The sequence below is a fragment of the uncultured Victivallis sp. genome (genome assembly GCF_944391105.1).
Classification (GTDB): Bacteria; Verrucomicrobiota; Lentisphaeria; order Victivallales; family Victivallaceae; genus Victivallis.
In genome coordinates, this window is the sequence record NZ_CALXSK010000042.1 from 23257 (window position 1) to 38194 (window position 14938).

General features: G+C 57.1%; 14 protein-coding genes. 11 read left to right on the plus strand and 3 right to left on the minus strand.

Translation table 11 applies throughout. The features are described from left to right. Positions 1–42 precede the first annotated feature (42 nt). On the minus strand, positions 43–699 hold the full coding sequence (locus Q0K10_RS12210) for a hypothetical protein (RefSeq protein WP_294507461.1): 657 nt from the start codon (positions 697–699) through the stop codon (positions 43–45). Positions 700–1423: 724 nt separating this feature from the next. Between Q0K10_RS12210 and Q0K10_RS12215 the strand changes: the two genes are divergently transcribed. Further along, the gene (locus tag Q0K10_RS12215; protein ID WP_294507463.1) at positions 1424–1612 is read left to right on the plus strand and encodes a hypothetical protein; all 189 of its coding nucleotides are present in this window, start codon (positions 1424–1426) and stop codon (positions 1610–1612) included. A gap of 47 nt (positions 1613–1659) precedes the next feature. Further along, the gene (locus Q0K10_RS12220; RefSeq protein WP_294507465.1) at positions 1660–2112 is read left to right on the plus strand and encodes a hypothetical protein; all 453 of its coding nucleotides are present in this window, start codon (positions 1660–1662) and stop codon (positions 2110–2112) included. A gap of 325 nt (positions 2113–2437) precedes the next feature. Here the strand turns inward: Q0K10_RS12220 and Q0K10_RS12225 are convergent, their stop codons facing one another. Then, a complete protein-coding gene (locus Q0K10_RS12225; protein WP_294507466.1) occupies positions 2438–3529 on the minus strand; it encodes a sialidase family protein in 1092 nt (363 codons plus the stop codon). 72 nt (positions 3530–3601) lie between these two features. Further along, positions 3602–4345 (minus strand): AraC family transcriptional regulator, encoded by a 744-nt coding sequence (locus tag Q0K10_RS12230; RefSeq protein ID WP_294507468.1) that lies wholly within the window; start codon positions 4343–4345, stop codon positions 3602–3604. Positions 4346–4760: 415 nt separating this feature from the next. Between Q0K10_RS12230 and Q0K10_RS12235 the strand changes: the two genes are divergently transcribed. From Q0K10_RS12235 to Q0K10_RS12275, 9 genes are all read left to right on the plus strand, one after another. After that, on the plus strand, positions 4761–5441 hold the full coding sequence (locus Q0K10_RS12235) for a hypothetical protein (protein WP_294507470.1): 681 nt from the start codon (positions 4761–4763) through the stop codon (positions 5439–5441). After that, complete coding sequence (locus tag Q0K10_RS12240) at positions 5422–6525, plus strand: LacI family DNA-binding transcriptional regulator (protein WP_294507472.1); 1104 nt, start codon at positions 5422–5424, stop codon at positions 6523–6525. The genes Q0K10_RS12235 and Q0K10_RS12240 overlap by 20 nt, the downstream gene beginning before the upstream one ends. A gap of 2 nt (positions 6526–6527) precedes the next feature. After that, a complete protein-coding gene (locus Q0K10_RS12245) occupies positions 6528–7346 on the plus strand; it encodes a prepilin-type N-terminal cleavage/methylation domain-containing protein (protein WP_294507475.1) in 819 nt (272 codons plus the stop codon). An 11-nt stretch (positions 7347–7357) separates the two neighbouring features. After that, on the plus strand, positions 7358–9742 hold the full coding sequence (locus Q0K10_RS12250; RefSeq protein WP_294507477.1) for a heparinase II/III family protein: 2385 nt from the start codon (positions 7358–7360) through the stop codon (positions 9740–9742). Between the two features lie 14 nt (positions 9743–9756). Further along, a complete protein-coding gene (locus tag Q0K10_RS12255; protein ID WP_294507479.1) occupies positions 9757–11118 on the plus strand; it encodes an MFS transporter in 1362 nt (453 codons plus the stop codon). Positions 11119–11141: 23 nt separating this feature from the next. Beyond that, the gene (locus Q0K10_RS12260) at positions 11142–12161 is read left to right on the plus strand and encodes a Gfo/Idh/MocA family oxidoreductase (RefSeq protein WP_294507481.1); all 1020 of its coding nucleotides are present in this window, start codon (positions 11142–11144) and stop codon (positions 12159–12161) included. 122 nt (positions 12162–12283) lie between these two features. Beyond that, positions 12284–12838 (plus strand): hypothetical protein, encoded by a 555-nt coding sequence (locus Q0K10_RS12265; protein WP_294507483.1) that lies wholly within the window; start codon positions 12284–12286, stop codon positions 12836–12838. 184 nt (positions 12839–13022) lie between these two features. Beyond that, entirely contained in the window at positions 13023–14051 is a 1029-nt protein-coding gene (locus Q0K10_RS12270; protein WP_294507485.1) for a LacI family DNA-binding transcriptional regulator, read from the plus strand. A gap of 14 nt (positions 14052–14065) precedes the next feature. Next, a complete protein-coding gene (locus tag Q0K10_RS12275) occupies positions 14066–14836 on the plus strand; it encodes a prepilin-type N-terminal cleavage/methylation domain-containing protein (protein WP_294507487.1) in 771 nt (256 codons plus the stop codon). Positions 14837–14938: the final 102 nt, after the last annotated feature.

The following is a 14938-nucleotide window of genomic DNA, read 5'->3' on the forward strand; positions in this document are numbered from 1 at the left end:
GAGCGCGGAATTCAGATCCCGCGCCCCGAAACAAACCGGTCTTTACTGCATGTGGCCTTCGAGATTCTTCGCCTGCTCGTAACGATACTGCAGGAACACCAGCGCTTCGCTGGTAAACTGCGCCTGCTCAACCACGTTCGCAGCGCTCTGGATTTTCTTCAGGATCGTGGCGTCGAATCCCGAGAACGAATTTTTCAGCGCCATAGCCTTATCCACACAGGAAGCGGCTTCAACGGCGAGCGGCGCAAGCTCCTTGAGCTTGTTTTCCGGCTGCAGCGCCATCACGGCATTGTATCCGGCGATGATGCGCGGATACTCCTGTTCGCTTTCCGGCTTGCCCTCGTCGCGTTTTTTCGCTTCCGCAAGAACGATTTCCGCAGCCTGCGCCTCGGTCATGTTCTCATTGTTCTTGACCAGGTCCTCCACCTCATAAGTGAAGCCGATGTAGGGGCGATACTCATTGTTGGCAGTCACATACTCGTCCAGATATTTGATCGTGGCGCCGTACAGCTTGGCGGAGGTGGCGGCAACAGCGTCGAGATTCTCATCCCCGGTGGTCACGGCGGTGGCGGCGGGACGCTCGTTGCAGAAACGCTCATACTGGGCATCCCAGTCACTGCGCGTATCGCCGGATGCACATCCGGCAACGAACATGGCGGTAGCGGCAAACATTCCGATGGCGACGAAAGAATTCTTCATTTTTCTCCCTTTTCCTATAGATTAACAATTTGAGCGTCCATTTATCCTGGACACTCCTGACCTGCATTCTTCAAGCAATATTCCGCCCGGAAACGGCGGAACAAGGGGCAAGGGAGGCGATTCGGCCTCCTCCGCCAGCACGTGTCAACCAGTGAACATCACACTCCCGGTCTCTCCCATTGAAATCAATCGAATCTCCCGCCCCGTCACACATGCCGGAAGAGCGGAAAGAAGAACATTTCGAGACAGCCGGAAAAAACGAACGGCCGGCACGGCCATGAAAACGGTTTGTCGAATCTTTGCGGAAATCGGATTCCTTCTGGAAAAGATTCGGCAGGGAGAATATTTGCGTGCGCTCCACCCTCCCCTCTGCTCCGGGCCGGAAATTGCCGGGGAAAGACGGGAGGACGACTCAAACGCACGATCCGCATCGGAAGTCGGCTTCAATTTTATGGTGTCGGAAACGATTCGTTGCATCTGCAAACGCCCTCTAAAATTCTAAAAATTTTTCAGCGGAAAAACAACTGCCGAAATCCGAAAACACATCATCGAATTACTATTAAATTACTGCATAAACAGGCGTTTTTCAAGTTTCATATTGAATTTTTTTTCAACAATGAGTTCTTTTTCGTCCGGAGGGGGTAAAACCTCCGGTCAGGCATGAAGCTGTCAAATAGCAGTCGCAATTTCCGGGCGTCCGAAGAGTCGGAACACTCCCCGCGTCATGGCGTGTTTCAGCCCGGACACGATTACTGCTTCAGCGCCCCGGCGGACCAGGCGGAATCGCGGTGCGCTTGACAAACCGGATTTCCCACTCGACCGGCTCAAGGGATACATCGCGGAAATCATGCCGGATTCAGGCTTGAACAGTTCTGAAATCAGCATGGAGCCGAACTCGAAATGTGCGTCGTGACCTCTCCGACGTCCCTGCCGGAGCTTTCCGGGAAACCAATTGAACACATGTCTAGAAAAAGTGATATTTCATTTGAACGTGTTATGAAATCGAATCCACTCCATATCAATCAAACAGGAATTGCGGCGGGGTCGGCGTCTGCATGTTCGCGTCAGGCGCAGAGGATTGCCGGCGATCGCGGGCGGCACGGCGTCGAACATGCCGATGAGGAGCTCCGCGCATTTCACAACCCCGCACCGACCCAGACCGCGCTGAAAACGTCCCTCTCCATCGACAGCCCCGTCGACGCCATCAGGAGCGGGAATTTCAAGATCGTTCCTTCACCCGGTTTCCGCAGCGGGGAGACGTCCGGAACCTTTTCATCGCGAAAAGAAGAAAGCGGCATGCCCCCCGGCGAACCTGCCGGACCGTCATCCCGAAAACCGGACGTGATCCATCCATTCATTCGAAAACACCAAAATATACGAATATTTTCAAGATTTTATTCGTTATCCTCTTGACTTTTGCTTCGATTTTATTCATAATATACGAAAGTGTGAACGATTCGATTCAAAAAAATATGGCCGGGATATTTCGCAATTTCTGTCTGGCGGCTCATTCCGGCTCGTCGGCGAGAGAAACCATCTTCAGAAAGGGGCACGTATGCGGAAAGACGGAATCCTGCTGCTTTGTCTGATCCGAGCTCTGTCGAACGAACGCCGGCGGACCGGCCAGGCCGGAGTCGGGACAAAACCCTCCCGGCAAAAACCGCTGTAACACTCTCATTACCCGGTCGCAGCAAAACAAACCGCCGTCCCGTTCAAAGCGGCGGTTCATTTGTCTGTATCACGCCTGCGGCAGCCGCCAACGTGAAGCGAGAACCGCACACTGGGCACCCGGCGCCGGCTGCTGATAGTAAACCGTGTAAAGTGATCCGTCCGACAACTCGACCGTCGAAGGATACCCGAGATCGCCCGTCGGGCCGTCATCCCGGAGAATCCAGTCGACATCCCAGCTTCGCCCGCCGTCCCGGCTGAACATGACCCGCTGCCCGAAATTACCACGGCGACAGCCGTATGAACCGATCAGCGTTCCGGAACTGTGCAGCATCAGGTGCGGCGGACTGCCCGCCGCAATGCGGATTGCGGGCGTCCAGCTGCGGCCGCCATCGGACGATTCTGTCTGCCAGATCGAAAAATACGCCTCCCCTTCCAGTCGAAGCAGACAGAGAATCCGGCCGTCCGGCAGTTCAAGCGCGTGCGGTTCACAGAAACGGGTGCCCGGCAGCGGGCTCGGAATTACCGCGAGCTCCGTCCAGTGCTCACCATGGTCCGTGCTGCGGAGCACGGCTTCGTCCCCGCCGCAGAAATCCTCCATCCGGAAAAGGAGCGTGCCGTCCGGCTGCACGATTCCGAACCGGGTTCCGACATAAAGCAGCGAACCGTCCCGAAGCAGCGTCGGACCGTGAGGAGAGCTCACCGCAACCGGAATTTGCGGCCCGAAACTCCCGTCCGGCAGCCGACGGCGCAGAAAACTGCCGAGATACCGGGCAACGCTCCCATCCTCCCAGGCGTCGAGAACCGGGCGGAAATCCGTGCGATCCGGCATGGGAGCCCCTTTGGGATAGTATAGCCGGGTGTCTGAACTGAAATGGCTTATCAGCAGACTCCCATCCGGCAGCGGACACAATCCAACGTCACGATCATCGATGAGAGAGTCGTTCACGATCACCGGATCGCTCCAGCTCCTACCCTCATCGGGACTCGTCCAGAGCACGGTTTTCCCGAACGGGCAGATATGGCTGCTGCGGAATCCGGACGCCCCTGCCGCCAGCGTTCCGTCCGGCAGCTTCGCCACCGTCGGCCAGCCGAAATAACCGAACGGACGACTTCCCTCGAATATGGTCTCGTGAATGGCTTCTATTCGCCTGGAACACATGATGACTCCTCCTTTCGCAGAGCAAAAAAACAGAACGTTCATAACGCAACAGAGAAAAATACGGGAATTCGTTCACCTCCTCACCGCCACAGGAGGTATTCCGTAGCGTCGCTTGAATGAATTGCAGAAGTAAAACGGACAACTCCAGCCGGTCAGTCGTGCCGCGTCGGAAACGAGATACCGGCCGGATTCAAGCAGTTCGCGCGCCTTCTCGAGCCGGATGGCGATCAGCTGCCGCCGGATGCTCAAGCCGCCGTTGCGACGGAACAGCCGGTTCAGGTGCTGCGGAGTGACGCCGACAAAGGCAGCGAGTTCCGCGACCCCGAGTTCCCGGCGGTAATAGTTCCGCCGCAGATAGTCGATGGATCGAGCGTAGAGATCCCCGGGTTCTTCCGGCGCGTCCCCGAGCTTTTCGATCAGGGAACGCGCCGACTCAATGCAGGAGCGCAGCAGCAGTTTCCGAAGCCGGAGCTCTTCCTCCGGAATCCGCACCAGCAGAGCGAAGAGTTCCGGAAGCGGATTGAACTTGCAGTCCGTCAATCGGTTGAAGAAGAAATAACGCCCCCCGGCCCGGAGCGTGAACATGCCGACTCCGGTCTCGAGACTCAGCGGACAGATTCCGGTCGTCTCATGGGGAACGCCCGGGACAACCAGATGGAGTTCGCCTGTGGCGAGCTGTTTCAATTCCCATCCCATGTGGATGTGCGGATTGAATTCGGCGCGCAACGCCGAGCGTTCCGTCTCGGCGATCACCGTCAAAGGCGGCGGAGTTTCGAGCCACTCTTCCAGCAGTCGGCAGATTTCGGTGCGATCCATCTTTCCTCCCGGGGTTTCTCCGTTGCGCCGGAAACACCCGTTCCCATGTTCTCGAATAACTATACTCCAGACTTCGCACCGGCACAACCCCCGGAAGCTGTATTTTTTCAACCAGCCTGTAAAAATCGAACCTGCGAGGAGATATTCCAGATATGAGAAAGACGTTGCACGTCGTTTTGATTTCGATCGCATCCGTTAAGCAGGGAGCAAGGCAGAATTGAAAAATCATCCCCGTTTAACAATAATGTTTAATATAAATTTCAAACTGTTTTAACGCAGGAAAATCAAAAGTTACAAAAATTTTGATTTAAACATTTTTGCATTTGAAGATCATTTCGAATATAATAATGATCAATAAAAAACGAGTATTTTCCATCAAGAGGCGGAGTTACCATCGGAAAGGGATCAGGACACGATGTTGAAAAAGAGCTGGATTTTCATGCTGCCGGTTCTGGCAGGAGGCATGCTGCCGTTGAATGCGGAAATTCTTGCAGATCTGCAAATTGAAGGTTCCGGAACAGTCACCAACCGGATTTCCGGGGGAGTTTCCGTGAAACTTCAAGGGAATGTCCCGACCGGTTCTCCGATCGGAGAAAGCACCAGCCTGAATTTTGCGAAAGCCGCGACCGGTCCGACTGCGTACCTGGAACTGACCGGGATCGGGAATCCGAGAAGTTTCTCCGGTTCCTGTGCGCTCCGGATCGATCGGGGGGATACCATCGGCGTCCTGCTGTATCGTCGCAATAAACAGAATATGTGGCAGTTCTACATCGCACCGAAAGGAGGGCGCTGTCACCTCTTCTTCACAGCCTGGTATTATGATGCGGAAGCGAAGAAATATCAAGTCTCCGTGGAGCTGGCTTCCCCCGAACCGCTGCCGTTGAAAAGTCCGGTGCGGGTCGGCTTCAGATTCGATCCGGACGGAGACGCGGCTTTGCTGGTCGACGGAAGAGAAGTCGCTTCGGCCAAACCGGAACGTCCCGTCGTCTGGGGCGAAAGCGATATCCGGATCGGAGGAGACGGAGCCCGGCGCGGTCTCACTGCCGAAATCGGCGAAATCCGGTTCGGAACCGGAAATGACGGGCTCAATCTTTAGGCCGGCGATGAAAAAATCTCCGGAAAAATCCTGCGTTCTGGCACACCAGGCCAGCATCCGTGACGTCGCCGCGCTGGCGGAGGTATCACAGGCGACGGTCTCGATGGTGCTGAACAACAAGGAGTGCATCTCGCCGGAAGCACGTCACCGTGTCCTCGACGCGGTGAAAAAACTTCAGTACCGCCGACGTGGCGTCGGTCGCCCATCCCTATATGAAACGAGGCGCCCGACACCCCGCAACCGGGTGGTCTTTCAGCTGCCTCGAATTGAGGATGCGATCCATACGATCTATGCAAAAGTCCTGCGCGGAGCGGAAAACGTCCTACGTGAACACAACCTGGATCTCTCCGTGCAGAGTTTTGAGACACCGGTATACAGCCGGGAAATCATCGGAATTTTGTCGGTCGGCAAATCACGGGCCCACGGTCAGCTTCCGGAAGTTGTGCTGATGGGGTTGCCCGTCCGGGAACAGGTCGATCAGATCACCTACGACAACCGCGAGATCGGAATCATCGCCGCCCAGTGCTGTCAGGAACACCCGATCCCGCGCGTCTCCTTCTTCAACTTCAGCGAACCGATCTTCGAAGAGCGAATCGAATTCTTCCGGATACTCGTCCAGAAACAGGGGAAAGAGGTCTATGTTCCCGAACGGCTTTCGCACGCGGTGCTTGATGATCCGGAGGAGATGCGCCGTTATTTCGAGGACGTTTTTGCGCATGTCAAACCGCCGCTGCTCTTCTTCTCCCCGGCGGATGATTCCACGTTGCTGGCCTATCCGGTTCTTCTGTCGAACAATATCCTGCCGGGACGCGATATCCATTTCATCTCCTGCAACAATGAATCGTTCCGGATCAACTCTCTGCAGAACCGCCCCGTCATCATCGACATCCGCGCGGAAGACATCGGCAGACTCGGCGCACTGCAGCTGCTGCACCGCATTTCCGCGCCGGACGACCTGCCGCTGCGAATCAAAATGATTCCCCAACTGGTCAGGCAGCCGACATCTCGAATCAGTCAAAAAAGCGGGATGAAAAGACGATGCTCAGAAGCAACAACCTCAACCTCCATAAAACAGGATCAATAAAAATGAAACGAAACAATTTCACATTGATCGAGCTCCTTGTCGTTATTGCGATCATCGCGATTCTCGCCTCGATGCTGCTGCCGGCGCTGAATCGTGCCCGTGAATCCGCCCGCGCCACAACCTGCACGAGCAACCTCAAAACCCTGGGAAACTACACGGGACTTTACGCCTCGCTTTCCGATGACCGCCTTCCAAATGCGCGGCAGTCGTTCGGCGGAGCAGCCTATCCGCCGACCTGGGTCAACCAGATGGCGGTTACTGTGGGCTTGCGCGGAAACGTGCTTTACTGCCCCTCCTCAACCACCACGACAGAAAGTCTCAGCAAAGCAGCCTTCTGCGACGAGGCGCGTTTCATGAAGGATTGCAGTCCGACCCAGATGCGCGGAGTGGGGCGGGCGTATGCGATGGACCGTCCTTTCTACGGAGTCAACAGCGCGATGGGAACCCAGAGCGGTTCCGGGAACAACCTTGTGATCTCCTACACGAAAATGGGACGGATCTACGGTCCGGCCTCGCGCATGTGGATGTGCGAAAGCGTGGTCAACACCCCGAGTAAAAGACAGGAGGGCTACTTTCTCCTGCAACGTTCCTACAATGAGGACAACTACTACGGTCTCCCGAGCAGTCGACACTCGGGCCTCTGCCGCGTGCTGATGGTGGATGGACATGTGCAGAACCTTCGAACGAACTGCGTCTCCGACGAAGCGTATACGAGTTTTTCGAATCCCTATGCGAACGGGGATTTCCGAGTCGCCAGCAACGCTCCGTACCCGAATTTGTTCACGCGGATCGACAACGTGACTCACATCATCCCGGATTGAGGTGTAAGATCATGAAAATCCTGCTTCCAATTTGTCTGACGATGATCTTCGCGACATTTCAACTCTCCGCGGCCTCCGTCCGTCCCTGGCGGGCTGTTCCGTTCAATCCGGCCGAGGCGGTATTCGAACCGTTCTGGGACGGAGCCCTGAGCGAACTCGACCAGTGGAGTCTGGAAAAACAAGGCTCCGATGCCAAAGCGCGTCAGGAGTGGGACACGGTCTCACTCACCTGGGCCACCCCATCGCCGGATGGGCGCGCCTTCACGCTGCAACGGAAAGGAGAACTCAACGTTACGGGTTACGACCGGCTCATTCTCTGCGGAGCCTTCTCCTCGAATGCGAAGGTGATTCTTACGGCGGAGACAGACCGGGGCATCCGCCGGATCGAATCCCCGCCATTCGGATCGCGCAAACAGGAACTGGAGCTGCCGCTCGAAGGCGCAACCAGAGTGACCTCCCTCACAATCGATGTACGGGCGAACCGCCCAGGTTCCGGCTGGCTGAGCTGGATCGGGCTCCAGAACCGCCCCCTGCTCGAGGAGATGCGAAAAAACCGGGAAGCTCATCCGATGGATCTTGACAGGTTTCTGAAGGGAGAAGATTTTACCCCCTCCTTTCGTCCTGCTTACGAATTGCTGTTCAGCCGGGAGGATCTGGAGCTTCTGCGCCGGGAACACGAGCGTCTCCTGAAGCGGGACGGCAAATCACCGTTCCTCGCCTGCGGCGAAGAGGCCGCCGCCATCCGTCCCGAAACGCTGATCAACGACTATGTGAACTTCTTCGGAGACACCCGTTACTGCCGTGTGCGCGATTTCGGGCGGCAACTGCTGAATCGGGGCGTAAACGCAGCGCTCGCAGGCCATTTGAACCGGGACCCGGAAATGCTGCGCCTGGCCGCCCGCTACATGCTCGCAATCGCACTGTGCAGGAACTGGGATGACGCGTTTCTCTGCCGTTTTCCCGGCTCTTCCTTCGAACACCGGGCGTTCGTCCAGAGTCTCTGCTGCCTCGAGGTCGCCGCGCTGCTCGATCTCGCGGGCGAATATCTGACTCCGGAAGCGAAAACGCTCGTGCTGCGCAAACTCGCACAGGAGGGGGTCGGCTCGATCCAGTACGTCACCTGGCGGTGGGACTACATTTTCGACTGCAATCAGCTCTCCTGGTTCTCTTCCGGGCGCATGCTCGCGCTCGCGGTGCTGGAAAAGGAGTGGGGCAATTCAAAAACCTCCCCGGAACGCGTCAAACCCTACCGGGAACAGGCTCTTCAGGAGCTGCACGACAATCTGAACCGCACGATCCTCGCCGACGGCGGTTATGCGGAAGGGCCGACCTATTTCCGCTGTGTCGGCCGCGACGCGGGACTTGCGCTCTATTTCTACAGCCGCCTGACCCGGAAGCCGCTCGCGGAAGTGATTCCGGAAGTGATGCGCAAATGCGACAATTTCGGGGAAGCAATCTCCTCCTCCCGTGACCGGGCGGAGGTCATCTCATTTGCGGACGGTGTCGATTTCAATGGAGCCCACGACCTCATTTCCGAAGCGATCATGGCGGAAATCAATCCGAACGGCCCCTGGGCGCGCATGGTTCGGAAGAACTTCCGCCGCAACCGGGACTGGCCGACGCTGAAACCGGCATCCACCATCCCGAACATGCTCGACGCGGCACTCGCATGGCGGATCGCGCTTTCCCTGCCGGAGGATGAGGATCCCGCACCCGCGCTGGTTCACCTGCCATCGATGAATCTTGCAGCCTCCACCCGGAAGTTGAACGGGGAAACCGTCAAAATTGCGATTTTCGGCAACGTCGCGCGCGCTGGTCACAACCATGAGGACAAAGGCAGTTTCGTACTGGAATATGCCGGAGAACTCTTCGCGATGGACCCGGGCAGCTGCGATTACAGCAACCCGCTCGTCCACGAACTGCGGCGGGCGGAGCGGCACAACATGCTTCTGCCGACCGGTACGCCGGAGCGTCCCTCCCCGAAAAATCCCTGTCCGGTTGACATTCCGGTCGAAGCCGGCGGCGACGCCCGGGTTTTCCGGGCGGAGATCGCGCCCGGCGCTGCCTGGCCGGATTACTTCGAAAACTGGAAACGCACGTTCGTTTCGGAACGCCCGGAGGAACTCGTCATCTCCGACCGTTACGAACTCAAGCGCGGAGAAGGAGTGCGTTTTCTGTGGCAGACCATACTGCCCGTGACCGTCGAAGGGAACACCGCGACGATCTCCGGCAAGCGCGGCGCCGTCCGGATCGAGGCTCCGGCCGGGACCTCCATCGGCGTCGAAAAACTCCCGCTCGCACGCGGAGAGCAGAATCGGATCTACATCGAAAAAACGGGGAAACAGGGTGTTCTCGATGTGAAAATTCTGCTGCTTCCACCCGGAAAGTCGAAGTGAGGCGAGGCCGTTCCATGACGAAAAAATGCTGGACCGTCGGCACGCTGACTTATGGGACCGGAGCGCTTGCCATGCTCTTTTTCTGGCTGCTCTGGGGAGATTTCGCCTGGTCGATGAAGGATCGGGCGGTCGGAAGCGTCGCGACGCTGATGGTCAAATCGTTCGGAGTTTCGGATTTCGTCTACGGGCTTTTGATTCTCTCGTTCCCGAATTTCACGAACATCTTTCTCGGGCCGATCGTGAGCTACTGGTCCGACCGCCACCGCGGCCGGTTCGGGCGGCGGATTCCGTTCCTCGCATTCACGGTGCCGATCATCGTGCTCGGGCTGGCGGGGCTGGGACTGACCCCGACGCTGGCGAAGTGGCTGTGCGAAACGGTCGGGAAGGAACTCATCACGTTCCATACTGCGGCGCTGCTGTGGTTCGGACTCTTCTGGGTCCTGTTCGATTTCGGGAACACGCTTGCAAGCGTCCTGTTCACTGCGCTGGTCAACGACGTGGTGCCGCAGCAGTTTCTCGGTCGGTTCTTCGGGCTGTTCCGGGCGATCAGCCTCATTGCGGGCGTGATGTTCAACTACTGGCTGATGGGATATGCCGAAACGCACGCGATGCCGATCTTCCTCTGCCTGGCGCTGCTCTACGCGGTCGGCTTCACGCTGCTTCTGGTGAACGTGAAGGAGGGGGAGTATCCGCCGGTCGATCCGGAAGACAAGGGGTCGGCCAATCCGTTCATCATTTTCCGGGAGTACGCGAAGGAGTGTTTCTCTCTGAAGCCGTACCGGATATTGCTCTTCGCGCTGCCGGTGGCGATGCTCGCGAACATCCCGCTGAACGCCTACGGAATCTTCTACGCCAAAAGCCTCGACATTTCGATGGATGATTACGGGAAATTTCTCGCGTACACCTACATCATCTCGTTTCTGTTGAGTTACCTGCTGGGGATCCTTTCGGATCGCTTTCATCCGGTGCGAACCGGCATCGTGACGCTGGCGCTGTATGGATTGCTCTGTTTCGCGGGCTATTTTCTCGTTCACGGGCGGATCTCGTTCGCAATCATCTTCATCGCGCACGGGGTGCTGACCGGCAGTCTGCTGACACTGACCGCCTCCTACGGGCCGAGACTCTTTCCGCGCAGCCGGTTCGCCCAGTTCAACTCCGCGATGTGGCTGCTGATCTCGTTCAGCTGGATGCTCATGACTCCGGTCGTCGGCAAATTCCTCGACTGGACGGGAAACCGTTACGAGTACACGCTGCTGCTGGGCGGGCTCCTGGCGGTCGCCGGGGTCTGGATGCTCTGTCTGGCACACCGTGTCTATCTGCAATACGGCGGCGACGGGGGGTACCGTCCTCCCGAATCCGCTCAGGAACAAAATTAATCGCAAGAGGAAAGGCATTCGATATGAACAGCAAACTCCGCATCGCCGCAATCGGAACCGGCAACATGGCGCGCTGCGTTCACGGCCCGAGCTGGAAAAGACTCGCCGAAGAGTTCCCTGACGTTGAACTGGTCTGCGCCGTTGATCGCGACGCGGAACGCGCCGCAGCCTACGCCCGCGACTTCGGCTACGCGGAATCGGCCACCGACGCGGAAGAGATGCTCAACCGTATCCGTCCCGACGGCGTCACCATCGCGGTCAACGCCGAAGCGAATGCAACGATCTCGACGCTGGTTCTGCGCCACGGCATCCCGGTTCTGAGCAAAAAGCCCCCGGCGATGAATCTGGCGGAACTTCGGACTCTTCTCACGGCCGCGCGCCGGCCGGAAGCAGATTCGATCGTCCCGCATCAGGTCGCTTTCAACCGGCGATACACCCCGATTGTGAGTTTCTTTGAAACCTTGCGCAAAGAGTGGGAATCCGAAGCACCCTTCCGCTTCTGCCGGTGCGACTTTTACCGCGACCACCGCTACGATGAGGATTTCTCCACAACGATGGTGCACGGCTACGATCTCGTAAAGTTTCTGCTGCACGCTCCGTATCTGCGCGGATCGATCGCCAGACAGGGAGTCTGCCCGGAACACCCGCATGTTCGGAATACCGTGATCTGGGGGGAGATGGCCGATGGAGGAGCCGCTCTTCTCAACTTCTGTCCGAGCGCGGGAGTCAATCTCGAACGTTACACGATGGTCTCCGAAAAGCGGAGCGTCACGATCGACGTTCCATGCTGTCCCGGCGACGGCGGAGGACGGCTGATCGTGGAAACCATCGACTCGGCAAGCCGGGAAATCATCACTCCGGAATCGAGTCCTGAGTACGCCTGGCGCCCTTTCCAATCGGGGTTTTATCAGGAAAACCGCGCGTTTCTCGAACATCTGCGTGGAGATTCACCGTTCCCCGACGACTTTCTCGACGCCGCGGATCTGGTCGGCCTCATGGAACATTGCCGCGACGGGAAAACTACTTTTGATTTCTCCAGTTGAAACGGAGCGCCCGGAATACGGTTCCGGCGGAATTTGCAATCCCCGGCTCCCATGCTATATTGGGAGTTACGGCATTTGTGCCGATTGTTCCGCTGAAAATTCACAACCAAATGGAGGAAATCATGAGACTGTTTCTGAGTGCCGTCCTCATCGGAGCAATGGGGTTGCTGGTCGGTGGGTGTGCCACGTACAATTCCGGCAATACTCTCACCGGAAGCATCGTCAAAATCGAAAAGGTCTCCACACCTCAGCCGGGATATATCGTCTCGGCGAAAGCGGTTTCGGAGTGCCCCGCCAGCCACGTTGCACTGCCCCGCGTTCTGGTGAAACCCGGCGTGACCGGAGAAGTTGAACTCCAGAGCCAGTCGACCGCACCGGATTTCGTGCTCGACACCGACAGTTTCGGCGCCGTCGTCTGCCGGGCGGGACACGGATACCGTTATCTCGTCAAAATCGAGGAAACTTCCACTCCGGATGTGGTGAAGGCCGGATTTTTCGTCCTCTCCGTGCAGGATATGGGAAAAGGGCGTCTCTCCGTGCGGCATCTCGACGTGCCGCCGATGGTTCTTCCGCTGAACAAGGAACTCCTCCTCTTCAACCAGGCAAATGAAACCACATTCTGCACGGTGAACGGCGCCGGCAAAGACAAAGTAAAATTTGAATTCATCAACCGATAAACCCGAAACATTCCTCCCCTGCGAGGACTCTCTCCTCTCCGCATGGCGACGTGCGGAGTTTTTTTTCGTCCGGATAAAACTGGAAATATTTCCATTTTCTCAAAAAACAGTCTTGACATCCATTTGGCTTTATGGTATAATTATATTGAAAAATGGAAAAATTTCCAATTCTACCTGATTAGAGATGAGCAAAAAGGGAACACTGACCATCAAGGATATCGCGGCGGCCACCGCCGTCGGGCTCGGCACGGTTTCACGCGCGATTAACGGAAAACCGGGCGTAAAGCCGGAACTCCGCCGCAAAATTCTCGCCTATATCGAAGATGTCGGCTGGAGCAGCAGCAGTCTCGCCGGACGGTTGAACGGCGGCGGAAAAGAGAAGCAGGTACTGTTCGTAGTGAGTCCGCACAACGTTTTCCGGAGCGGACCGATTCCAACCGAATACGGACTGCTCGATCTGCTGCTCGACCGCTGCTCGCAGGAAGGGTACGAGACGCTGATTCTCACCGGACGGCGCAGCGAAACCCTTGAGCAGTGCCGTAAACTGCGGCCGTTCGCCGTAATTCAGCCCTCCAGCATCGAACGGCTCTGCCCGCAGGAACGGGAGCTTGCCGACATCGGGACACGGCTCATTACGCTCTCTTTCCAGAAGGAGCCTACCGGAGTCACCGTGCATCCCGACTACGCCGGTATGGGAACGGGGCTTGCACGCGTGCTGCGCCGGGCCGGACACCGCAAAATCGGGTTCTTCGGCGAAATCGGCCCCAGAGAACGAATCAACTCCTTCGATGAAGCCCCAACCAACCGCCTCCGTCAGACCATCGACGGAATCCGAAAAGCCCACCCGGACCTCGCACCGGAAGATGTATTCAGCGACAACTACGGGAATCCGGCGCGCTTCGAGGAGGCGCTGGAACAACGGCGTTACACCGGCTGGATCTGCAGCAACTGGGATACCTGCGCAATGTTCCTGGCCGCGGCATGGCGGCTCAAACTCCGGATTCCGGAAGATGTTTCGCTCATCACGATCTCCCCGGAACAGCCATCCTATCTCTATCCGATCGATGTGAACCGCTGCTGCCTGAACGTCCGCAGCGGCGTGGAACTTGTCATGAACCTCCTCTCTGCCGGGGAGTTTCCGATTCACACCAGCGTTCTGTGCCCCCATTATTTTCACAAAGGTGTCACCGTTTCCAGACCGATTCAGCCATAACACAGGAGGTTTCCATGAAAAGTCGATCCAAGCAAGTCGGCCGCCGGACGCGCAGAATGTCCGGTTCGGGTTTCTTTGTCCGGGGAAGCAAATCGGGAAGTTTCTTCACATTGATCGAACTTCTTGTTGTGATTGCAATTATTGCAATTCTCGCCTCCATGCTTCTTCCGGCGCTGAACCAGGCGCGGGAGCGCTCCTATACGGTAAGCTGTGTCTCGAACCTGAAACAGATCGCCGGAGCAATGCAGATGTACGCCGATTCGAACGACGACCTGCTCCAGACGCTGTGGTGCAAACTGAAATTCTTCCATGATGCGCTCGGCGGTTCGGATCAGACAGATTACACCTACAACAGCGGCATCCTCTGTCCGAAATCCGCAGCGCGGCAGGCCGCCGACGGCGCCTATGCGCACAATAACGTCGGCTTCGCCTACAGCATCAACACCACCGGCAGCCTGAAAACCGACGACGACTACAACCGCACGGAAGCCTACCCCTCCGACGGTCTCAAGCTGTTCTACAAACTCAGCCGGGTCAAGAATGCCAGCACAAAATTCCTGATTATGGACGGACTCGACTGGGGATGCCGCGAGAGCGGCAGCCCCCCGGACAACTGGCGGCTCTACGGAGACCAGGAAACTTACACCGGATTCGTCGCCTACCGCCACCCATCCGAGCGGGCGAACATGGGATTCTTCGACGGACACGTCGCGACGCTCTCCTCCAACGAAGTCAACTACAAGGAGGGGATCAACCGTTACAAATGGGTCGCCTACCTGCCTTAATCGAGGTAATTTCAAAAGTTTTTAATTTGGGGGATGAAAAAAAGAGGCAGAAGGTTCATTTTAACTTAGGGGTAGCAAACCTGGAGGAAAAATGAACGATCT

What these genes read in the sequence shown, in the direction of transcription:
- Q0K10_RS12235 (WP_294507470.1), top strand. Translation starts at nt 4,761, where the DNA reads ATGTTGAAAAAGAGCTGGATTTTCATGCTGCCGGTTCTGGCAGGAGGC.
- Q0K10_RS12260 (WP_294507481.1), top strand. Translation starts at nt 11,142, where the DNA reads ATGAACAGCAAACTCCGCATCGCCGCAATCGGAACCGGCAACATGGCG.
- Q0K10_RS12225 (WP_294507466.1), bottom strand. Translation starts at nt 3,529, where the DNA reads ATGTGTTCCAGGCGAATAGAAGCCATTCACGAGACCATATTCGAGGGA.
- Q0K10_RS12270 (WP_294507485.1), top strand. Translation starts at nt 13,023, where the DNA reads ATGAGCAAAAAGGGAACACTGACCATCAAGGATATCGCGGCGGCCACC.
- Q0K10_RS12250 (WP_294507477.1), top strand. Translation starts at nt 7,358, where the DNA reads ATGAAAATCCTGCTTCCAATTTGTCTGACGATGATCTTCGCGACATTT.
- Q0K10_RS12265 (WP_294507483.1), top strand. Translation starts at nt 12,284, where the DNA reads ATGAGACTGTTTCTGAGTGCCGTCCTCATCGGAGCAATGGGGTTGCTG.
- Q0K10_RS12240 (WP_294507472.1), top strand. Translation starts at nt 5,422, where the DNA reads ATGACGGGCTCAATCTTTAGGCCGGCGATGAAAAAATCTCCGGAAAAA.
- Q0K10_RS12275 (WP_294507487.1), top strand. Translation starts at nt 14,066, where the DNA reads ATGAAAAGTCGATCCAAGCAAGTCGGCCGCCGGACGCGCAGAATGTCC.
- Q0K10_RS12230 (WP_294507468.1), bottom strand. Translation starts at nt 4,345, where the DNA reads ATGGATCGCACCGAAATCTGCCGACTGCTGGAAGAGTGGCTCGAAACT.
- Q0K10_RS12220 (WP_294507465.1), top strand. Translation starts at nt 1,660, where the DNA reads ATGTCTAGAAAAAGTGATATTTCATTTGAACGTGTTATGAAATCGAAT.
- Q0K10_RS12215 (WP_294507463.1), top strand. Translation starts at nt 1,424, where the DNA reads ATGGCGTGTTTCAGCCCGGACACGATTACTGCTTCAGCGCCCCGGCGG.
- Q0K10_RS12210 (WP_294507461.1), bottom strand. Translation starts at nt 699, where the DNA reads ATGAAGAATTCTTTCGTCGCCATCGGAATGTTTGCCGCTACCGCCATG.
- Q0K10_RS12245 (WP_294507475.1), top strand. Translation starts at nt 6,528, where the DNA reads ATGAAACGAAACAATTTCACATTGATCGAGCTCCTTGTCGTTATTGCG.
- Q0K10_RS12255 (WP_294507479.1), top strand. Translation starts at nt 9,757, where the DNA reads ATGACGAAAAAATGCTGGACCGTCGGCACGCTGACTTATGGGACCGGA.